21 protein-coding genes are annotated in these 18,184 nt (G+C 60.1%); 9 read left to right on the forward strand and 12 right to left on the reverse strand.

The features are described 5' to 3' along the window. Positions 1 to 153: 153 nt before the first annotated feature. Together AACY19_RS11720 and AACY19_RS11725 are read right to left on the reverse strand one after the other, a co-directional pair. Positions 154 to 666: a BRO-N domain-containing protein gene (locus AACY19_RS11720; RefSeq protein ID WP_339450396.1), complete on the reverse strand. Its 513-nt coding sequence runs from the start codon at positions 664 to 666 to the stop codon at positions 154 to 156. A 418-nt stretch (positions 667 to 1,084) separates the two neighbouring features. Continuing rightward, the gene (locus AACY19_RS11725) at positions 1,085 to 1,345 is read right to left on the reverse strand and encodes an accessory factor UbiK family protein (protein WP_007920416.1); all 261 of its coding nucleotides are present in this window, start codon (positions 1,343 to 1,345) and stop codon (positions 1,085 to 1,087) included. A gap of 413 nt (positions 1,346 to 1,758) precedes the next feature. On the opposite strand from AACY19_RS11725, the gene glnK reads away from it, so the two are divergent. From glnK to sutA, 4 genes are all read left to right on the forward strand, one after another. Then, positions 1,759 to 2,097 (forward strand): P-II family nitrogen regulator, encoded by a 339-nt coding sequence (glnK, locus tag AACY19_RS11730; RefSeq protein ID WP_002555808.1) that lies wholly within the window; start codon positions 1,759 to 1,761, stop codon positions 2,095 to 2,097. A gap of 38 nt (positions 2,098 to 2,135) precedes the next feature. Then, positions 2,136 to 3,473 carry an ammonium transporter gene (locus tag AACY19_RS11735; protein ID WP_339450397.1) on the forward strand — a complete coding sequence of 446 codons (1,338 nt, stop codon included), beginning with the start codon at positions 2,136 to 2,138 and terminating at the stop codon, positions 3,471 to 3,473. Between the two features lie 215 nt (positions 3,474 to 3,688). After that, positions 3,689 to 4,114 carry a secondary thiamine-phosphate synthase enzyme YjbQ gene (locus AACY19_RS11740; RefSeq protein ID WP_339450398.1) on the forward strand — a complete coding sequence of 142 codons (426 nt, stop codon included), beginning with the start codon at positions 3,689 to 3,691 and terminating at the stop codon, positions 4,112 to 4,114. A 102-nt stretch (positions 4,115 to 4,216) separates the two neighbouring features. Next, positions 4,217 to 4,543 carry a transcriptional regulator SutA gene (gene sutA, locus AACY19_RS11745; RefSeq protein ID WP_016772583.1) on the forward strand — a complete coding sequence of 109 codons (327 nt, stop codon included), beginning with the start codon at positions 4,217 to 4,219 and terminating at the stop codon, positions 4,541 to 4,543. A gap of 191 nt (positions 4,544 to 4,734) precedes the next feature. On the opposite strand, the gene AACY19_RS11750 is transcribed toward sutA, so the two are convergent. From AACY19_RS11750 to lptM, 6 genes are read right to left on the reverse strand one after another with little or no spacing between them, the layout of a single operon-like run. Continuing rightward, positions 4,735 to 5,442, reverse strand: a complete 708-nt coding sequence (locus AACY19_RS11750; protein ID WP_339450399.1) for an HAD family hydrolase — start codon at positions 5,440 to 5,442, stop codon at positions 4,735 to 4,737. Continuing rightward, the gene (gene xerC, locus AACY19_RS11755) at positions 5,439 to 6,338 is read right to left on the reverse strand and encodes a tyrosine recombinase XerC (RefSeq protein ID WP_339450400.1); all 900 of its coding nucleotides are present in this window, start codon (positions 6,336 to 6,338) and stop codon (positions 5,439 to 5,441) included. Before xerC ends, AACY19_RS11750 begins: the two co-directional genes overlap by 4 nt. Before the next feature lie 2 nt (positions 6,339 to 6,340). Further along, positions 6,341 to 7,066 (reverse strand): DUF484 family protein, encoded by a 726-nt coding sequence (locus AACY19_RS11760; RefSeq protein ID WP_339450401.1) that lies wholly within the window; start codon positions 7,064 to 7,066, stop codon positions 6,341 to 6,343. Positions 7,067 to 7,079: 13 nt separating this feature from the next. After that, the gene (dapF, locus tag AACY19_RS11765) at positions 7,080 to 7,910 is read right to left on the reverse strand and encodes a diaminopimelate epimerase (RefSeq protein ID WP_095113236.1); all 831 of its coding nucleotides are present in this window, start codon (positions 7,908 to 7,910) and stop codon (positions 7,080 to 7,082) included. Between the two features lie 3 nt (positions 7,911 to 7,913). Further along, positions 7,914 to 9,161 (reverse strand): diaminopimelate decarboxylase, encoded by a 1,248-nt coding sequence (lysA, locus tag AACY19_RS11770; RefSeq protein ID WP_339450402.1) that lies wholly within the window; start codon positions 9,159 to 9,161, stop codon positions 7,914 to 7,916. A gap of 9 nt (positions 9,162 to 9,170) precedes the next feature. Further along, positions 9,171 to 9,344 carry an LPS translocon maturation chaperone LptM gene (gene lptM / locus AACY19_RS11775; protein ID WP_042561715.1) on the reverse strand — a complete coding sequence of 58 codons (174 nt, stop codon included), beginning with the start codon at positions 9,342 to 9,344 and terminating at the stop codon, positions 9,171 to 9,173. A 317-nt stretch (positions 9,345 to 9,661) separates the two neighbouring features. Here lptM and cyaY point away from each other — a divergent pair, with 317 nt between their 5' ends. From cyaY to rnk, 3 genes are all read left to right on the forward strand, one after another. After that, positions 9,662 to 9,994, forward strand: a complete 333-nt coding sequence (cyaY, locus tag AACY19_RS11780; RefSeq protein WP_008084571.1) for an iron donor protein CyaY — start codon at positions 9,662 to 9,664, stop codon at positions 9,992 to 9,994. A gap of 4 nt (positions 9,995 to 9,998) precedes the next feature. Then, complete coding sequence (locus AACY19_RS11785; RefSeq protein WP_080750722.1) at positions 9,999 to 10,223, forward strand: DUF1289 domain-containing protein; 225 nt, start codon at positions 9,999 to 10,001, stop codon at positions 10,221 to 10,223. A gap of 128 nt (positions 10,224 to 10,351) precedes the next feature. Further along, complete coding sequence (rnk, locus tag AACY19_RS11790) at positions 10,352 to 10,771, forward strand: nucleoside diphosphate kinase regulator (RefSeq protein ID WP_339450403.1); 420 nt, start codon at positions 10,352 to 10,354, stop codon at positions 10,769 to 10,771. A gap of 7 nt (positions 10,772 to 10,778) precedes the next feature. Here rnk and AACY19_RS11795 read toward each other — a convergent pair whose 3' ends face one another. The 3 genes from AACY19_RS11795 to AACY19_RS11805 all read right to left on the reverse strand — a co-directional run bounded on the left by AACY19_RS11795 (position 10,779) and on the right by AACY19_RS11805 (position 14,610). Beyond that, positions 10,779 to 13,622: a class I adenylate cyclase gene (locus AACY19_RS11795; protein ID WP_339450404.1), complete on the reverse strand. Its 2,844-nt coding sequence runs from the start codon at positions 13,620 to 13,622 to the stop codon at positions 10,779 to 10,781. A gap of 184 nt (positions 13,623 to 13,806) precedes the next feature. Continuing rightward, entirely contained in the window at positions 13,807 to 14,052 is a 246-nt protein-coding gene (locus AACY19_RS11800) for a TIGR02647 family protein (protein ID WP_003229392.1), read from the reverse strand. Between the two features lie 273 nt (positions 14,053 to 14,325). After that, the gene (locus tag AACY19_RS11805) at positions 14,326 to 14,610 is read right to left on the reverse strand and encodes a hypothetical protein (RefSeq protein WP_339450405.1); all 285 of its coding nucleotides are present in this window, start codon (positions 14,608 to 14,610) and stop codon (positions 14,326 to 14,328) included. Positions 14,611 to 14,733: 123 nt separating this feature from the next. Between AACY19_RS11805 and AACY19_RS11810 the strand changes: the two genes are divergently transcribed. After that, positions 14,734 to 15,393: a glutathione S-transferase family protein gene (locus tag AACY19_RS11810; protein ID WP_339450406.1), complete on the forward strand. Its 660-nt coding sequence runs from the start codon at positions 14,734 to 14,736 to the stop codon at positions 15,391 to 15,393. Positions 15,394 to 15,522: 129 nt separating this feature from the next. Here AACY19_RS11810 and argH read toward each other — a convergent pair whose 3' ends face one another. Beyond that, the gene (gene argH, locus AACY19_RS11815) at positions 15,523 to 16,917 is read right to left on the reverse strand and encodes an argininosuccinate lyase (protein WP_339450407.1); all 1,395 of its coding nucleotides are present in this window, start codon (positions 16,915 to 16,917) and stop codon (positions 15,523 to 15,525) included. Between the two features lie 470 nt (positions 16,918 to 17,387). Here argH and AACY19_RS11820 point away from each other — a divergent pair, with 470 nt between their 5' ends. Continuing rightward, positions 17,388 to 18,134 (forward strand): LytR/AlgR family response regulator transcription factor, encoded by a 747-nt coding sequence (locus AACY19_RS11820; protein WP_038359143.1) that lies wholly within the window; start codon positions 17,388 to 17,390, stop codon positions 18,132 to 18,134. The last annotated feature ends 50 nt before the right edge of the window (positions 18,135 to 18,184 follow it).

Raw genomic sequence — 18,184 nt, forward strand, 5'->3', positions numbered from 1 at the left:
TTCTTTTCGGTCACTTGATTGACTGCTTGGATTTTGAATTCTTCGGGATAACGCGGGTTGCTCATGGCACCTCCTGATTGGCCTCATTTTAAGGCATGGAGGTGTCTACGAAACCCGGGGCGATTCACTTTGGTGAGGTTGCAGCGCAAAAATTCAGATCAATTGCAGAGCCTTTTTCCACCATGAGTTCACAACCGTGCGGTTTACCAGTTCTCGCTCCGTCACCATGTGTGGCACATCTTGTAACCTAATCCACAGCTGATTATTCCAGTGCAACAAACTCAACGTCATGTCCGGCCAACTGAGCAGGCTGAGGTGTGGGCGTTCGCTTGTGTTGGGGTGTTGGGCGTCGCGCAGGGTGGGGATGACTTGATGGGTGAGCCATTCGCGCAGGGCTCGGTATTCGGGGCAGTAGTGGTAGACGAGGAGGGCGTAGATGCCTGATTCGCTGATCAGCAGGGTGTTTTCGATCTGGTTGTGGATCAGGGTTTTGCGGGTTTGGTATTGGTCGGGGTCGAGTTTTCGCAGGATGCGTTCGTTTAGGTAGATGTGGAGCAATCGCCCGAGGTCGCGGGCGGAGAACCAGGGTTGGTTCTGGATGAGAAGGGCGTGGAGGGGGAGTTTGTGGCGGGTGAAGATGCTAGGTGTCAGGTAGTTTTCGTCCATGGTTCAGTTCTCGAATTCAAGTGAAGAAAACTGCTTCTGTTCGTCGCCAAACGAAAAGGGTGGCAGCTATGCGCGGGTTGGCGAACCGGTGAATTCGAAACCGGCAGACCCTGAGGTCTCCCACGCAAAGCCGCCATAACTCGTTGAGAGAAAAAACCTCTCTGTGAGTTTAGTTGCATTGCGTCAAATTCGATCCAGGTCGCCAAACCCGGTGCTGAACATTCAGCATCGGGTGAGCTTAGAAACCTGGGCTTTTCGGCGCAATCGGACGGCGGTGGTGCAGTGTGTAGGACGTTGCCGGGATTTTTGCAGGGCTGCGCATCAAAAGATTGAGCCCGCGCTAATTCCTACACATGAAGCTGAAGGTCGTGCCGACCTTCAATCGCTAGCAGGCTAGCTCCCACAGGGAATTGCGGTGTTATTCCGCAGGCGGCGTCAGCTTGGCTTCCATCTCGGCGACTTTGGCTTCGAGGCTTTCGAGGCGAGCGCGAGTGCGGGCCAGCACCACCATCTGACTATCAAACTCTTCACGGCTGACCAGATCGAGTTTGCTGAAGGCGCTCTGCAGCAGCATCTTGAACTGGCTTTCGATTTCGGCTTTCGGCAGCGGGGTGTCGCCGCTGAACAGGCGGGAGGCGGTGCCGCTCAGGGCGTCGAGGAAGTCTTTGGGCGCGAGCATGGTAGATGTCCTGGAAACAATGGCCGGCAGTGTATCACGCAGTGTCTATAGTCAATCCCGTGGTCAGGGATGCACGCTTTTCGCGCAGCCGGACGGACGGTGACGCACCGTTGTTGTGCGTATCCACCGAGCCTTTTGCGCGCGATGGCTTGCAGCAGCGGCCAAGGGATTGAAATCAGGGGATTTTGGCGAGATGGCAAGGTTTCTGCTTAGTCACCTTCGACCCATGCACTGATGCAGTCGCTGTGACGAATGCAGTGCGGCAGACGGAGCGGGGAGTTTCGTCAGCAGCGGTTAGCTGGCGTCAGTCGGGCAGGTAAGGCCGACGATGCGTTACAAAGCCAGGCACTGCGCTTAGACTTGAGTCGGGTTTGTTTTCCTGGGGCAAGTCCACCAATTCGGGAGAGAGTTTCATGAAGCTAGTCACTGCCATCATCAAGCCGTTCAAGTTGGACGACGTGCGCGAGTCGCTGTCCGAAATCGGCGTGCAGGGCATTACCGTTACTGAAGTCAAAGGCTTCGGCCGGCAGAAGGGTCACACCGAGCTGTATCGCGGCGCGGAATATGTGGTCGATTTTCTGCCCAAGGTGAAAATCGACGTGGCCATCGACGACAAGGATCTGGATCGGGTGATCGAGGCGATCACCAAGGCGGCCAACACCGGCAAGATCGGTGACGGCAAGATCTTCGTGGTCAATCTGGAACAGGCGATTCGCATCCGTACCGGCGAAACCGATACCGACGCGATCTAAGCGCCGCCACAAACCCCAACGCCCCAGGAGAAAACAATATGACTCTGCGTAAATTCGCAGGGCTAGGAGCCCTGTTGTCCATCGTAATGCCAAGCCTTGCAATGGCGGCAGACGAAGTGGCGGCCCCAGTCCTCAATTCCGGCGACACTGCCTGGATGCTCACCTCGACAGCCCTCGTGCTGTTCATGACCATCCCGGGCCTGGCGCTGTTCTACGGCGGCATGGTTCGCTCGAAAAACATTCTTTCCGTGATGATGCAGTGCTTCGCCATTACCGGTCTGATCAGCATCCTGTGGGTCATTTATGGCTACAGCATTGCGTTCGACACCACCGGCATGGAGCAGGGCGTCGTCAACTTCAACTCGTTCTTCGGCGGCATGGGCAAGGCGTTCCTCGCCGGTGTCACGCCTTCGAGCCTGACAGGTCCCGCGGCGCTGTTCCCTGAGGCGGTGTTCATCACCTTCCAGATGACCTTCGCGATCATCACTCCGGCGCTGATCGTCGGTGCGTTCGCCGAGCGGATGAAGTTCTCCGCGATGCTGATCTTCATGGCTATCTGGTTCACCCTGGTTTACGCGCCAATCGCGCACATGGTCTGGTCCGGCAACGGTGGCCTGATGTGGGACTGGGGCGTACTCGACTTTGCGGGCGGCACCGTGGTGCACATCAACGCCGGTGTGGCCGGTCTGATTGCCTGCCTGGTACTGGGCAAGCGCAAAGGCTTCCCGACCACCCCGATGGCTCCGCACAACCTCGGTTACACCCTGATGGGCGCGGCAATGCTGTGGGTTGGCTGGTTTGGCTTCAACGCCGGCTCCGCTGCAGCAGCCAACGGCACCGCCGGCATGGCGATGCTGGTGACTCAGATCGCTACCGCTGCTGCCGCGCTGGGCTGGATGTTTGCCGAGTGGGTCACCCACGGCAAGCCAAGCGCTCTGGGCATCGCCTCGGGTGTGGTGGCCGGTCTGGTCGCGATTACTCCGGCTGCCGGCACCGTGGGCCCGATGGGCGCCCTGGTGATTGGTCTGGCGGCGGGCGTAGTGTGCTTCTTCTGCGCCACCACCCTGAAACGCAAACTCGGTTATGACGATTCCCTGGATGCCTTCGGCGTGCACGGTATCGGCGGTATCCTCGGCGCGATCCTTACCGGTGTCTTTGCTGCGCCGGCTCTGGGTGGCTTCGGCACCGTCACCGACATCGGTGCGCAAGTCTGGATTCAGATCAAGGGCGTTGGCTTCACGGTGATCTACACCGCGATCGTCACCTTCATCATCCTCAAGGTACTGGACGCCGTAATGGGTCTGCGTGTAACCGAGGAAGAAGAGTCGGTCGGTCTCGATCTGGCGCAACACAACGAACGCGGCTACAACCTGTAAGTACGCGCACTCAAAAACTTGCCCGGCTCGCCGGGCATTTTTTTGTCTGGAATTTGTCATTGAAAGCACAGCTGAAAGGTTTTTTCCTACGGCTTTGGTCGTGTTTACGCCGAACGTTTTTCTGCGGCCAAAGGCTTACACCATTGCAGGAATATTAGGCCCTTTGTTTTTTCCCAGAGCGCGCTAGAATGCGCCCCGAACGTGCGGAGAACTGTATGTGGCAACAGACTCTGATAACCCTGCGGGCCAGGCCCCGGGGCTTTCATCTGGTAACGGACGAGTTACTCGCCGGGCTGCCTGAACTCAGGAAGTGCCGGGTCGGTCTGTTGCATCTGTGGCTGCAGCATACCTCGGCGTCGTTGACCATCAACGAGAACGCCGATCCGGCGGTACGTCGCGACTTCGAACGATTTTTCAATCGTCTGATCCCACAAGGAACAGACGGCTATGAGCATAACGACGAAGGCCTGGACGACCTCCCGGCGCACTTCAAGGCCAGCGTGCTTGGCTGCCAGATCAGTCTGCCGGTTTCGGCAGGTCGCCTGGCAGTGGGAACCTGGCAGGGCGTTTATCTGGGCGAGCACCGTGATCATGGCGGTGCCCGTAAAGTCCTCGCCACCTTGCACGGTGAAGGGGCATAAACCGTTGGTCACCAATGGTTACTGATTTTTTTCCGGCGACTTTCGACAGTCGCCAAAGCTGGTCTATAACTAATCTGCTTTTCGCAAGTCATGAGGTAGAACATGAGCGACGATGATCTGGAAAACGACGACCTCGAAGTAGGCGACGAAGACGAGGCCGAGGAAGGTCTGGAAGCAGCAGCGGAAGACGTTGCTGAAGACGATGGCGGTGACGATACGCCGGCGCCGGCTGCCAAAGGCAAAGCCAAGGCTGCGGTGTCGGTGGACGAATTGCCGAGCATCGAAGCCAAGAACAAGGAGCGCGACGCCCTGGCCAAGGCCATGGAAGAATTCCTTGCACGCGGCGGCAAGGTGCAGGAAGTGGAGGCCAATGTGGTCGCCGATCCGCCCAAGAAGCCGGACAACAAGTACGGCAGTCGCCCTATCTGAGGCGTGCCGCTCGCTTGCTGAAAAAGCCCGCCGTCGCTGCGGGCTTTTTCATGCCTGAAATAATCCCGTCGAAGTGGACGCAATTTCCCTGTGGGAGCGGGCTTGCTCGCGAATGCGGTGTGTCATTCAATTGATAGTTCGACTGGCACGACCTCTTCGCGAGCAAGCCCGCTCCCACAGGGGGTAATCGATCAGTTCGAGATTGAATTCCAGTGCGCAAGCACCGCCGGCAAATCAGTCAGGCTGCGGATTTCGGCATCGGGCAGACGATCCGCCTCCCAGACCTTGCCCGCCGGGTTGAACCAGATCGCGCGCATGCCCGCCTGCTGCGCCCCGGCGATGTCATCGCCCGGATGATCACCTATGTGCACGGCGGTTTGCGCAGTAGCGCCGCCACGCTGTAACGCTTCATGAAACAACCGGGCATCCGGTTTGGCGATGCCGATATCTTCCGCGCACAACGCAAACTTGAAGTAATCCGCCAGCCCCAGCCGACGCACATCGGCATTGCCATTGGTGACCACGCCAAGCGCGTAATGGTTGGCAAGAATCTCCAGCACTGGCTCGACTTCGGGGAACACCTCGATCTGATGCCGCGCATGCAAAAACACTTCAAAACCCTTGTCTGCCAGGTCGGTTGCTTCGCCATGGGCGTATCCCGCGTCTTCCATCGCATGAAACAACACTCGCCGACGCAGGGCGCTGATCCGATGCTTGAGCTGCGGCTCGTTGGCCAGCACTCGCTCGCGGATTGCCCACAAATGCTCCACCGGCACCGCGCCCAGGTTCGGCGCGTGCTCGCTCAGCCATTCGCGCAATACCGCTTCGGCGCTGACGATCACCGGGGCGGTGTCCCACAGCGTGTCGTCGAGGTCGAAGGTGATCAAATGGATGCTCATGAATCGTCGCCTTTCATGCGTTTGGCCCGTGGATGGGCGCTGTCGTAGACCGCCGCCAGGTGCTGGAAGTCCAGATGGGTGTAGATCTGCGTGGTCTTGATGTCCGAGTGGCCAAGCAGCTCCTGCACCGCGCGCAGGTCCTGCGAGGATTCCAGCAGGTGGCTGGCGAATGAGTGCCGCAGCATGTGCGGGTGCAGGTTCTGCCCCAGTTCACGCTCGCCGGCCAGTTTGACCCGCACCTGAATCGCTCGCGGGCCGAGGCGTCGGCCTTGCTGACTGACGAATACGGCGTCATCTGCAGGATGGGTCATGGTCCGCAGCGGCAGCCATTGTTCGAGGGCTTCGCGGGCCTTTTTACCCACCGGCAGCAGTCGTGTTTTGCTGCCCTTGCCGAGCACTTGAACCATGCCGTCCGCCAGATCGAGCTGATCGAGATTGAGCCCGGTCAGTTCGGAAAGGCGCAGGCCGGAGGAATAGAACAACTCCAGAATCGCCTGATCCCGACGTGCGAGAAAATCGTCCTCGACCGCACCTTCCAGCAGTTGCAATGCGCGGTCAGTGTCGAGGGTTTTCGGCAGGCGACGCTCACCTTTCGGCGGCGCAAGACCGGTTGCCGGATCATGGTCGCAAAGGCCTTCGCGATTCAGGTAGTGATAAAGCCCGCGTACCGCCGAGAGCAGTCGGGCGAGGCTGCGCGAGGACTGACCTTGCGCATGCAAGCGGGCGATCAGGCTGCGCAGACGCTGAATGTCCAGCGCCGTCCAGCTGTCGATGTTCTGCTTGATGCACCAGCCGAGGACTTTATCGAGGTCGCGGCGGTAGGCCGATAGCGTGTGCGGCGACACCTGTCGCTCACTGCGCAGGTGTTCGCAGTAAGCGTCCAGTTGTCGTTCCATGTTCAGCGTACCGAGCGCAGGGAGCTGTTGACCCGTGGCAGCACGCGGCCCATGACTTCGGCGATGTAGCTGAGGAACAGCGTGCCGACCGAACTCTTGTAGTGCTGCGGATCACGGCTGGCGATGGCCAGAATGCCGTGGATGCCCTGATGGCTGACCGCGACGACGGCGGTGGAGCCGATCTGCTTGCGCTGTTCTTCGCCGAACAGGAAGTCCAGTTCGTGTTCGCGCAGGCTGCCGCTGACGCTTTTGCCTTCGGTGAGCAAGCCACCGATGGCGACTTGGGCGTCGGCGTGGGTGACCCAGCGACCGACCGGTGCCGGGTTGTCGCCGAGCAGGATCAGGCTGACAAAAGGCACCTGAAAATCCTGGCGCAGGCTGTCTTCGACGCTGATCACCACGTCTTCGAGACTGCTGGCGTCCATCAGCGAAAGAATGAGGCGGCGGGTCTTGTCGAACAGGCGGTCATTGTCCCGGGCGACGTCCATCAACTGCGAGAGGCGGTGACGCATCTCGATGTTGCGGTCGCGCAGGATGGTCATCTGCCGCTCGACCAAGGACACCGTGTCACCGCGTCGGTGGGGGATGCGCATGGCGGGCAGCAGTTCTTCGTGCTCGACGAAGAAGTCCGGATGAGCCTCCAGGTATGCGGCAACCGCTGCCGCCTCCAGGCTCTCGGACGCTGATTCGTCGGACTGTCGGGCGGGTACCTGAGGCTTATCGGTCATGGTTTCTGCTCACTCAAAGACGTACTTGTCCTTCATATACACGCACTGCCGGGCCGGTCATCAACACCGGTTGGCCAGGGCCCGCCCATTCAATGGACAGACGCCCGCCGGGCAGGTCGATCAATAGTGGCGAATCCATCCACCCCTGGCTGATCGCAGCGACAGCCGCTGCACACGCGCCGGTGCCGCAGGCCTGGGTTTCCCCGGCGCCACGTTCCCACACGCGCAACTGCGCGCGATTGCGGTCAATGACCTGGAGAAACCCGACGTTCACACGCGCCGGGAAGCGCGGATGATGCTCGATTTTCGGCCCCAGCTCATGCACCGGTGCGCTGTTGATGTCCTGCACGCGCAATACGGCGTGCGGGTTGCCCATCGACACGGCGGCCAGTTCGACCGTGGTGCCGTCGACTTCCAGCTGATAGCTGGTGGCCTGCGCTGGCGCGTCGAACGGAATGTCCGCCGGCACCAGGCGCGGAGCGCCCATGTTCACGCCGATCTGGCCGTCGTTACGCACGTCCAGCTCGATGATGCCGCCCTTGGTCTCGACGCGAATCTGCCGTTTCGCGGTCAGGCGCTTGTCCAGTACGAAGCGGGCGAAGCAGCGCGCACCGTTGCCGCACTGCTCAACCTCCGAGCCGTCGGAGTTGAAGATCCGGTAACGGAAGTCCACGTCCGGATTACTCGGCGCTTCAACGATCAGCAACTGGTCGAAACCGATGCCGGTATGGCGGTCGCCCCATTGCTTGGCGTGCTTGGGCTGAATATGCGCGTGCTGGCTGACCAGGTCGAGGACCATGAAGTCATTGCCCAGTCCGTGCATTTTGGTAAAACGCAGCAGCATGGGTTACTCCGGCAGCAGGCTTTCGCCGGCAAACAGCTCGGCCACGGTTTCGCGGCGACGCACTTCAAAAACCTGGTCACCGTCTACCAGCACTTCAGCGGCGCGGCCACGGGTGTTGTAGTTGGAACTCATCACAAATCCGTAGGCCCCGGCCGAATGCACGGCCAGCAGATCGCCTTCTTCCAGCGCGAGCTCACGATCCTTGGCGAGGAAATCGCCGGTTTCGCAGATCGGGCCGACGATGTCGTATAGGCGCGCAGCGCTGTCACGCGGTTTGACCGCGGTGACGTCCATCCACGCCTGATACAGCGCCGGGCGGATCAGGTCGTTCATTGCCGCGTCGACGATGGCAAAATCTTTGTGCTCGGTGTGCTTGAGGTACTCGACCTGAGTCAGCAATACGCCCGCGTTGGCAACGATGAAACGGCCCGGCTCGAACACCAGTGCCAGATCACGACCATTGAGACGCTCGCGCACGGCTTTGATGTAGTCGGCAGCCAATGGTGGCTCTTCATCGCGATAACGCACGCCCAGGCCACCACCGAGATCGATGTGGCGCAGGTGAATGCCGCAATCGCCGAGACGATCAACCAGATCCAGCAGACGGTCGAGGGCATCCAGGAACGGCGGCAGGGTGGTCAGTTGCGAGCCGATGTGGCAGTCGACACCGACCACTTCCAGGTTCGGCAGATGCGCGGCGCGCACGTACACGTCTTCGGCGTCGGCGATGGCGATGCCGAACTTGTTCTCTTTGAGACCGGTGGAAATGTACGGATGGGTACCGGCATCGACGTCCGGGTTCACGCGCAGCGACACCGGCGCACGAACACCCAGCTCGGCGGCGACCACTTGCAGGCGCTCGAGCTCGTCGGTGGATTCGACGTTGAAGCAATGCACGCCGACTTCCAGCGCGCGACGCATGTCGTCACGGGTCTTGCCGACACCGGAGAAGACGATCTTGTCGGCGCTGCCGCCAGCGGCGAGCACGCGTTCCAGCTCGCCACGGGAGACGATGTCGAAACCGGCGCCGAGACGGGCCAGGACATTCAGTACGCCGAGGTTGGAATTGGCCTTGACCGCAAAGCAGACCAGATGTGGCATGCCGGCCAGCGCATCGGCGTAGGCCAGATACTGGGCTTCGATATGCGCGCGCGAGTAAACATAGGTGGGCGTGCCGAAGCGGTCGGCGATGGCGGACAGCGCCACACCTTCCGCGAACAGCTCCCCGCCACGGTAGTTAAAAGCGTCCATGGCGATCCCTTAGTAGACGTCGTGCTTGTGTGCTTTTGAGGCAGGCTGCTTCTGCGAAGACTGGGCTTGCTCGGCCGGGTCCTGATCGTCATCCGGCAGGTACAGCGGGCCTTTTTGACCACAGGCCGAAACGAGGCAGGCAACCGCGACGAGCGCAGCAAGGGAAGAGATCAGGCGCTTCATGGCGAAATCCTTGAAAATGCGTTAATTGCGCCGGAGTATACCGGCCACCCGGCAGCTTGCCTATGCGAGGGGGCTCCCGTCCGGCGGGGCTCACTGTATGCGCGAAAACCCTTGTGGGAGCGAGCTTGCTCGCGAAAGCGGTGTGTCAGGCAACAATAATGTTGAATGTGCCGGCCATTCGCGAGCAGGCTCGCTCCCACCGGGTTGGGTGTTCGATGCCCTCACCGGTGCTTGGTCGTTAATCTTTGCAATCGGTCGGAAGCGTCCGTATCTTTCGGCGCTTGAGCCTGATCAGAACAATTTTTGAGGTTGCCGCAATGAGTTTGTCCGAAGCCCGTTTCCACGATCTGGTCGATGAAACCCAGGAAAAACTGGAAGACATCTTTGACGAAAGCGATCTGGATATCGATATGGAGAATTCGGCCGGTGTCCTCACCGTCAAGTTCGAAAACGGCTCGCAGCTGATCTTCAGCCGTCAGGAACCATTGCGTCAGCTATGGCTGGCGGCGGTGTCCGGTGGTTTCCACTTCGATTATGACGAAGAAAGCGAGCGCTGGATGTGTGACAAGAGCGAAGAGCAGTTGGGCGAAATGCTCGAGCGCATCGTCAAGCAGCAGGCCGGCGCCGATTTCGATTTCGAAGGTCTGTGATTCCGTGACTGACACCGCTCCCGTTCGTCCACCGAAGCCGCTTTACAGCAACATCAGCCCGGCCGTGCCTTCGCCGTGCAGCGGCGTGTGCCGACTGGATGAGCAGAAGGTTTGCCTGGGCTGCTTTCGCCATGTCGAAGATATTCGCGAATGGCGCTCGGCAGATGACGAGCGGCGGCGAGTGATTTGCGCACAGGCATCGCAGCGCAAACAGTGCGGCGGGGCGTGACTTGTATATTTTTTGAGCTGTGATAGTGTCCGAACACGCCTCAACCCATCGAGGCCTGGTGAAAACCCCGTCTTTTTTGGCGGGGTTTTGCTTTTTTTGTGTGCAGAAGAAAGGAGTCTGCCCGGATCATGACCGCACCTTCCATCACCCTTACCCGTCTGGACGTGCAACGTCTGGAGCGCCTGATCGACAACCTGAACGACAAAGACCAGGCTGCGCCGGGCGTGATTGCGCTGCAAACCGAGCTGGACCGCGCCGACACCGTGGTCGGCCACGATGAAGTGCCCGCCGATGTCGTGACCATGAATTCCCGCGTGCATTGCCGCGAAGAAGGCAGTGGCAAGGATTACCACCTGACGCTGGTGTATCCGAAGGATGCCAATGCCGATGAAGGCAAGATCTCGATCCTCGCACCGGTCGGCAGTGCACTGCTGGGGCTGAAAGTCGGTCAGCACATCGACTGGCCGGCGCCGGGTGGCAAGACCCTCAAACTGACCTTGCTCGAAGTCGAATCACAGCCAGCCAATGGCGGTGATTTCCGCGAGTAACCCCGCCTCAGACCTGTTCGAGCGCCTCGTTCAGGGCGCGCTCCAGGTCCGCCTTGTAGCGCAGATACAGGTTGCTTGAACTCTGCCCGTCACCGAGCAGCCCCGAGAGGTCGAGGTCGGTGATGTAGCAGCGATAGCGTTCGCTGTCGCGGCGCTGCTCGACAATCTCCCGGGCGACCACGCTGAACAGCTGGTCGCCATGTTCCAGCTCGCTGAATTCCCGTTGATTGCAATACAAGGTGACCTGCACTTCGCCCGGTGCGGCTTTGCCGACGATTGCCTGCACGTCGTAGAACGGCTTGTTCACCGGCGTCTGCGGCGCTGGCCGCGCTTCGACCCGGCGTGCGCGCCCCGGTCCCGAAGGCAATACCTGGTAATACAAGGTTTCGAGGCGCACATCCGGGCTGGCCTCCATCGGCAGCACGGCTTCGCGGCGAAACAGGATTGACTGCAGAAAACGTTGCAACGGCACCAGCAAACTCTGCTCGTCGTGGTACGGCAAATGTTGCTGCCACAGCGCGTTGAACTCATCCAGCACGTACAGCTCGGCCTGCTGCTCGGTGATCCGGTAGAACGCTTGAATGCATTGCGGCTGGCCCATTGGCAGGATCAGCGCGAGGTCGTGATCTTCCAGCGCCATCGGGTCCAGGTGCAGCGGACTGTAGCGCGGCTGCTCCTCGCCAAGGTAATCGAGCAGGGCTGGCAGGGTGGCAAGTGCGACGTGGTTGACCTGTCCCGGCACCAGTTCCAGCACGTGATAGTGCTGTTGCACCTGAATCAGGTAGCGATGGTTCAGTTCGCTGAGCAACAGATTCTGCGCGGTGTCGACGATTTCCTCGACGCGGCGGGCAATGAATTGCGCGCGGTTGTGGCAGAAACAACGCACCTTCAACGACGGCTGCAATGGCCCGAGTGGCAAGGTGTTCAGGTAATCGCGCAGGCAGTCGAGCAAGGCGTGCGGCCCGTCGAAGCGATTGACCAGCACTTCGTTCCAGCTGTTGAGCGTGACCTGATCCAGGGTCAGCACGAGGTTTTCGCGCACGCCGGCATAGCTCAGCGAATCAGTGCGCTCGGTGGTCATCAGGATATTCAGGTCGCGGTGATGCTTGAGCGGATCAATGCCGACGTTGACCAGAATCAGCACTTCACTCGGCACGGCGGCGCGCAGCAACGGCTCTTCGGCCACGGTGGGCAGGGGCAGGGCGATGCACTGCTGCAGGCTGCCGAGCAGGTTGAACAGTTCGAATTCGCTCAGGTCGCTGGTGCCGGGATGCAGGGCCAGGCGCGTGCTGCTGTCGATCACGCCGTTGCGGTGGCACCAGGTCAGCAGTTCGAGCAACTCGCGGCTGCGCTTGATCGGCGCGAAGTGCTCCCACTCCAGCGCGGTCAGACTGCCGTTGTACAGGCCCCATTGGGTTTGCCCGGGTTCCTTCTTGTTGCGCGACTGCACCAGTGTCAGGGTGTCTTCGGCCAGATCCGGGGCGATGCCGGGATTGATGAACTCGACCTTGTCGGCCTTGCGCTCGAACGCAGCGTAGAGACGACGGCCGAGTACGTTGAGATCGCGCTTGTTGATCAGGCTGACGGTTTGCTCGGTACGGGCGAACTGGGTCAGGAAGCGGTAGCTGTAATTCAGCTCGCTGACCAGCGCGCGGCGTTCGGCGCTGACCTGGCGCACCTTCCACTGGCTACGGCTGTCGAGCAGGGCGAGTTGCCGCTGATCCCAATGCCATTCGCTGGCCAGTCGTTCCAGCAGCGAACGTTGCCAGCCTTGGGTGCGGCTGTTGCCGGTGAGCTTGCGGTTGACCTTCAGGTAGAGCGCACGGCGCACCAGTTCCAGGCGCTCCGGCTCATGGCGCGCAGTCAGATATTCCTCGATGCGCCGGTACACGACCATGTACGGGTCCAGCTCATCGAGATCAAGCTGATTGGCGAACACAGCTTTCTTGAAACGCAGGCTCAGACACTGCACCTGTGGGTGTTCGCTGGCATAGACCTCGGTCAGCAGCAGTTTGAGTACTGATTTGTACGGTGACTCGATGCCCTTGAACAGCTGCCACAAACCGGCGCCGATGAACTCTCCCGGCGGAATAGTCGCCAGGTGCCCGAGGTCGAGGGTTTCGTCGGCGCGGATGAAGCGCTTGGACAGCAGGGTATGGGTGTACTGGTCGTAGGCGGTTTCTTCATACACCGGCACCAGCCACCAGATCGGCGTGCGCCCGGCGAGCCAGATCGCAGTGCGGTAAAACTCGTCCAGCAGCAGGTAGTGCTGAGTGGTGCCGCAGTTTTCCGAACTCAGTTGGGTGTCGCGTTCGCCTTTGACGAAGCGCACCGGGTCGATCAGAAAGAAATGCGCTTCGGCGCCCTGGCTGGCCGCCCAGGTTTCGAGCAACTGACATTTTTTGCTCAGTTCGGCGAGTTCGCTTTCACTCAGGTCCGGTGCGTGGCAGACCCACACGTCCATGTCGCTCTGATCGGCCTGCGCCAGCGTGCCGAGACTGCCCATCAGGAACAGGCCGTGAATCGGTCGCGGCGGGTTGCTGCCGTGGCGCGGCTTGTAGGAAAACGAACGGGTCAGGCGCTGGGCTTCGGCAAGCGCATCGGCGTCCGGTTCGTAATTGGACACACCGGCCGGCGTGCTGCCCGAGACATATCCCGGCAGCAGCGGATGATTGACGTGAAAGAACAGCGGCAGCAGCGTCAGCACCCCCTGCTGACGCGGCGACAAACCTTCCAGCGCACGGCCCAGGCGTCCTTCGTTGAGTTTGAGAAAACGCGCGCGCAACTGGTTGAGCACCTTGCGGTCGATTCCCTCGTCCAGGTCGGGGCGGATTTCGTGGGTGCGCGTCATGTCAGCTCAAACCGGCTCGCAGGCTCGGACGTAGAGGGTCTCGGAATGTCAGGCAGTTTAGCCTTAGCGCGGCGGGACGTTTAAGCTGAATTTGTTTTTTGACGTCAGATTTCTATCGCGGATGAGCAAGCGGGCCCGCGGAAATCCCGTGGCAGGAGTTCCCGTGGGCGAAGTCAGGGGGGGATCAGGCGGTTTCCTGCTCTCTCAGAATGGTCAGCACGGTTTGCACATTTTGTGCGGCATCGCGACCCAGGCTGGTCAGATAACCGCCATCAGGCTGGTCGGTGAGTTCTTTTTCAAAGAGGCGTTTGGCGGCGGCAATGTGTTTCGGGGCAGCGGTCTGATGAATTTTCAGGCCTTCCTGGGAACTGTCCAGGTTGAAGAGTGCGAGGACTTCCAGTTCGGCAACCAACTCAGGGGTAAGCGACATAAGGACTCCAGACTTTCTAGGAATTGGACGACAGCGTCCCTAAGGTGAACCCGCTTTTGCGGCATGTCCAGTGCTCAGATCAGGGATTTTGTCTTGAGGCGGATTCCAGTGTAGTCGGGGCTCAGGCGCAGGCCGAATGGATGGGTGACAAATTGTGTGGGGGCGGGCTTGCTCGCGAAAGCGATGTGTCATTCACCAATAAGTTGACTGATAAAACGCCTTCGCGAGCAAGTCGAATCGTCGCACCGTCGCTCCCACAGGGCGGAATGCGGTTTACTGCTTTTCTGGCGGCAGCTCAGGCAATGCACGCAGCGCCGCTTCGTACCATTGAGTATTGAATGCGCGATCTTCATCGAGCATCGCGTCAATTTCGTAGGCCAGTACGTGGGCCATCAGGTTGAGGATCTCTTCGCGTTCGACACCTACCAGCGTCAGTTTGTTGAAGGTCGCTTTGGCCGCTGGCGGGTTGTCGCTTTCGATCTGGTTCTCGATGGCTTCGATCAACGTAGCCTCGGTGAATTCTTCTTCGTCGTTGTCGATGTCTGTCGGCTCGCTCATGGCAGGCTCCTCAAGTAAAGGCGCCAGTTTAACCGCATTCAGGTGCGTGATGCTGCTGGCGGGAACCGCCCGGGGGATCTATAAACAGGCACTGCCCACCCCGCACGGCCTGGAGGCTATGTGATGCTCAAGCTTTACGGATTCTCAGTCAGCAACTACTACAACATGGTCAAACTGGCCCTGCTGGAAAAAGGCCTGCCCTTCGAGGAGGTCACCTTTTATCCGGCGCAGACCCCGGAGTCGCTGGCCATCAGCCCGCGCGGCAAGGTCCCGGTGCTGGGCGTCGACGGCGGTTTCATCAACGAAACGGCGGTGATCCTCGAGTTCCTCGAACAGACTCAGAAGGGCACACCGCTGCTGCCGAGCGACCCGTTCGAGCGCGCCCAAGTGTTGGCGCTGGCCAAGGAAATCGAGCTGTATATCGAGCTGCCGGGCCGTGCCTGCTATGGCGAAGCATTTTTCGGCATGACTTTGCCGGAGGCAATCAAGGAAAAAACCAAAACTGAATTGCAGCTGGGTTTTGCGGCGCTGGGCCGGCATGGCAAATTCGCCCCTTACGTGGCGGGCGACAGTCTGAGCATTGCGGATTTGTACTTCCTCTACAGCGTGCCGCTGGCCTGTGCGGTCGGGCAGAAGCTGTTCGGGATCGATTTGCTGGCTGAGATGCCGCAGGCGAAGGTACTGCTGGAGCGGCTTGAGCAGAATCCGCATGTGCAGAAGATTGCAGCGGACAAGGAAGCGGCGATGCCGGCGTTTTTGGCGATGATTGCTGCCAAGAAGTGAGATTTGTCGTGTTGTGAAGGACGCCTTCGCGAGCAAGCCCGCTCCCACATCTGGATTTATGTTGTACACAGAATCTGTGACCGACATAAATCCCCTGTGGGAGCGGGCTTGCTCGCGAAGCTTTTGCTTTTAGCGGCTGGCGATCAGAGCCTGACCGCGCACCACCGCAGCCTTGACCTGCGCCGGCGCAGTCCCGCCGATATGGTCACGGGCATTCACCGAGCCTTCCAGGGTCAGCACGGCAAACACGTCCTGCTCGATCTGATCACTGAACTGACGCAGTTCTTCCAGGCTCATCTCGGCCAGATCCTTGCCAGTATCCACGCCATATTTCACCGCGTGGCCGACGATTTCGTGGCAGTCACGGAACGGCAGGCCGCGACGTACCAGGTAATCCGCCAGATCGGTCGCGGTGGAGAAGCCGCGCAGCGCCGCTTCACGCATGATCGCGTGCTTCGGTTTGATCGCAGGGATCATGTCGGCAAAGGCTCGCAGCGAATCGCGCAGGGTGTCGGCGGCGTCGAACAGCGGCTCTTTGTCTTCCTGGTTGTCCTTGTTGTAGGCCAGTGGCTGGCCTTTCATCAGGGTCAGCAGGCCCATCAGCGCGCCGAATACGCGGCCGGTCTTGCCACGCACCAGCTCTGGCACGTCGGGGTTTTTCTTTTGCGGCATTATCGAGCTGCCGGTGCAGAAGCGGTCCGGCAGATCAATGAACTGGAACTGCGCGCTGGTCCACAGCACCAGCTCTTCGGAGAAGCGCGACAAGTGCATCATCGCGATGCTCGCGGCGGAGCAGAATTCGATGGCGAAGTCGCGGTCGGAAACGTTGTCCAGCGAGTTGCCGCCGACGGCGTCGAAACCCAGCAGTTGCGCGGTGTATTCGCGGTCTATCGGGTAGGTGGTGCCAGCCAGTGCGGCGCTGCCCAGTGGCATGCGGTTGGTGCGCTTGCGGCAGTCGACCAGACGTTCGTAGTCGCGGCTGAGCATTTCGAACCAGGCCAGCATGTGGTGCCCGAAGGTCACTGGCTGCGCGGTCTGCAGGTGGGTGAAACCGGGCATGATGCTCGCGGCTTCGCGCTCGGCTTGCTCCAGCAGGCCTTTTTGCAGACGGGTGATCTCGGCGAGGATCAGGTCGATCTCGTCACGCAGCCACAGGCGGATGTCGGTGGCGACCTGGTCGTTGCGGCTGCGCCCGGTGTGCAGCTTCTTGCCGGTCACACCGATGCGATCGGTCAGGCGTGCTTCGATGTTCATGTGCACGTCTTCGAGGTCGACACGCCAGTCGAACTGGCCGGCCTCGATTTCGCCCTGAATGGTGTTCAGGCCATCGATGATGCTGTCGCGCTCGGCATCGGTCAGCACGCCGACCTTGGCCAGCATGGTGGCGTGGGCAATCGAGCCCATGATGTCGTGGCGATACAGGCGCTGGTCGAAAGTGACGGAGGCGGTGAAGCGGGCGACGAAGGCGTCGACGGGTTCACTGAAGCGGCCGCCCCAGGACTGATTGGTCTTGTCAGTGCTCATGAATTCGCTCGTATCGGCTTGAAGAAAAAAGGCGTGAAACGCTGGCGCGGATAATAACAGGGTTGCCAATCCTGTCGCTGACACCGGTCGATACGTTTTTTCTCATGTTCGTGTCCAGCGTCGACGCAGGCTCCGAAGGATTTGCGCAAGGATATTTTCCGATTGAGCAATATCGTTCCGACGAACGTCTACAGTTGGACATAAGGGTTGGCGCCACTGCGGATCGTGCAAAGGCAAGGGCGCCGACTATAAGAAGGGGGAGTGGGTGGATTGTCTTTCGGCAAACCCGGTGAGAAACGCAGGAAAAAGCGGGCTTTGAGCGGTACGACCCGAACGCTGGCAAATATTGCTGGCCGACGTGCGGCACTTTTTGGCGCTCGGGCTAGTCTTAGCGTGGATCGCGGTGACGGACGTCACTTCACCTGTCTACGCTATCCTTGTGCGAGACTCACGCAGGAATCCAGCGCAATATGAATGTCCTGATCGTTGATGACGAACCACTGGCTCGCGAGCGCCTCAGCCGAATGGTGAGCGAACTCGAGGGTTACACAGTCCTGGAGCCTAGCGCCACGAATGGCGAAGAGGCGTTGGCGCTGATCGACAGCCACAAGCCGGATATCGTGCTGCTCGATATCCGTATGCCTGGCCTGGATGGCCTGCAGGTCGCTGCCCGTCTGTGCGAACGTGAGACACCGCCAGCTGTGGTGTTTTGCACCAGTCCCGATGAATTTGCCGTGGAAGCCCTGCAGGCCAGCGCCGTGGGCTATGTGGTGAAACCCGTGCGAACCGAACATCTGCATGACGCCCTGAAACGGGCTGAACGTCCCAACCGGGCGCAACTCTCGGCCCTGACCCGTCCTGCTGCCGAAAGCGGTAATGGCCCGCGCAGCCACATCAGCGCCCGCACCCGCAAAGGCATCGAGCTGATCCCGCTGGATCAGGTGGTCTATTTTATTGCTGACCACAAATACGTGACCTTGCGCCACGAGGCCGGTGAAGTGTTGCTGGACGAACCGCTCAAAGCCCTTGAAGACGAGTTCGGCGAACGCTTTGTGCGTATCCACCGCAATGCCCTGGTCGCCCGCGACCGCATCGAACGTCTGCAACGCACGCCGCTGGGGCATTTCCAGTTATTCCTCAAGGGGCTCAATGGTGATGCGCTGATCGTCAGCCGTCGGCATGTGGCCGGCGTGCGCAAGATGATGCAGGGCCTGTAACCCGGTCTTTTCCGGCGATTCACAGTTCTTTTCACCGGGCATTGCAGGCC

The organism is Pseudomonas sp. EA_5y_Pfl2_R50 (genome assembly GCF_963970475.1).
Lineage (GTDB): Bacteria > Pseudomonadota > Gammaproteobacteria > Pseudomonadales > Pseudomonadaceae > Aquipseudomonas.

What these genes read in the sequence shown, in the direction of transcription:
- AACY19_RS11750 (WP_339450399.1), bottom strand. Translation starts at nt 5,442, where the DNA reads ATGAGCATCCATTTGATCACCTTCGACCTCGACGACACGCTGTGGGAC.
- AACY19_RS11820 (WP_038359143.1), top strand. Translation starts at nt 17,388, where the DNA reads ATGAATGTCCTGATCGTTGATGACGAACCACTGGCTCGCGAGCGCCTC.
- AACY19_RS11740 (WP_339450398.1), top strand. Translation starts at nt 3,689, where the DNA reads ATGTGGCAACAGACTCTGATAACCCTGCGGGCCAGGCCCCGGGGCTTT.
- rnk (WP_339450403.1), top strand. Translation starts at nt 10,352, where the DNA reads ATGACCGCACCTTCCATCACCCTTACCCGTCTGGACGTGCAACGTCTG.
- AACY19_RS11800 (WP_003229392.1), bottom strand. Translation starts at nt 14,052, where the DNA reads ATGTCGCTTACCCCTGAGTTGGTTGCCGAACTGGAAGTCCTCGCACTC.
- dapF (WP_095113236.1), bottom strand. Translation starts at nt 7,910, where the DNA reads ATGCTGCTGCGTTTTACCAAAATGCACGGACTGGGCAATGACTTCATG.
- AACY19_RS11735 (WP_339450397.1), top strand. Translation starts at nt 2,136, where the DNA reads ATGACTCTGCGTAAATTCGCAGGGCTAGGAGCCCTGTTGTCCATCGTA.
- AACY19_RS11795 (WP_339450404.1), bottom strand. Translation starts at nt 13,622, where the DNA reads ATGACGCGCACCCACGAAATCCGCCCCGACCTGGACGAGGGAATCGAC.
- lysA (WP_339450402.1), bottom strand. Translation starts at nt 9,161, where the DNA reads ATGGACGCTTTTAACTACCGTGGCGGGGAGCTGTTCGCGGAAGGTGTG.
- glnK (WP_002555808.1), top strand. Translation starts at nt 1,759, where the DNA reads ATGAAGCTAGTCACTGCCATCATCAAGCCGTTCAAGTTGGACGACGTG.
- xerC (WP_339450400.1), bottom strand. Translation starts at nt 6,338, where the DNA reads ATGGAACGACAACTGGACGCTTACTGCGAACACCTGCGCAGTGAGCGA.
- AACY19_RS11725 (WP_007920416.1), bottom strand. Translation starts at nt 1,345, where the DNA reads ATGCTCGCGCCCAAAGACTTCCTCGACGCCCTGAGCGGCACCGCCTCC.
- argH (WP_339450407.1), bottom strand. Translation starts at nt 16,917, where the DNA reads ATGAGCACTGACAAGACCAATCAGTCCTGGGGCGGCCGCTTCAGTGAA.
- lptM (WP_042561715.1), bottom strand. Translation starts at nt 9,344, where the DNA reads ATGAAGCGCCTGATCTCTTCCCTTGCTGCGCTCGTCGCGGTTGCCTGC.
- AACY19_RS11720 (WP_339450396.1), bottom strand. Translation starts at nt 666, where the DNA reads ATGGACGAAAACTACCTGACACCTAGCATCTTCACCCGCCACAAACTC.
- cyaY (WP_008084571.1), top strand. Translation starts at nt 9,662, where the DNA reads ATGAGTTTGTCCGAAGCCCGTTTCCACGATCTGGTCGATGAAACCCAG.
- AACY19_RS11810 (WP_339450406.1), top strand. Translation starts at nt 14,734, where the DNA reads ATGCTCAAGCTTTACGGATTCTCAGTCAGCAACTACTACAACATGGTC.
- AACY19_RS11760 (WP_339450401.1), bottom strand. Translation starts at nt 7,066, where the DNA reads ATGACCGATAAGCCTCAGGTACCCGCCCGACAGTCCGACGAATCAGCG.
- AACY19_RS11805 (WP_339450405.1), bottom strand. Translation starts at nt 14,610, where the DNA reads ATGAGCGAGCCGACAGACATCGACAACGACGAAGAAGAATTCACCGAG.
- sutA (WP_016772583.1), top strand. Translation starts at nt 4,217, where the DNA reads ATGAGCGACGATGATCTGGAAAACGACGACCTCGAAGTAGGCGACGAA.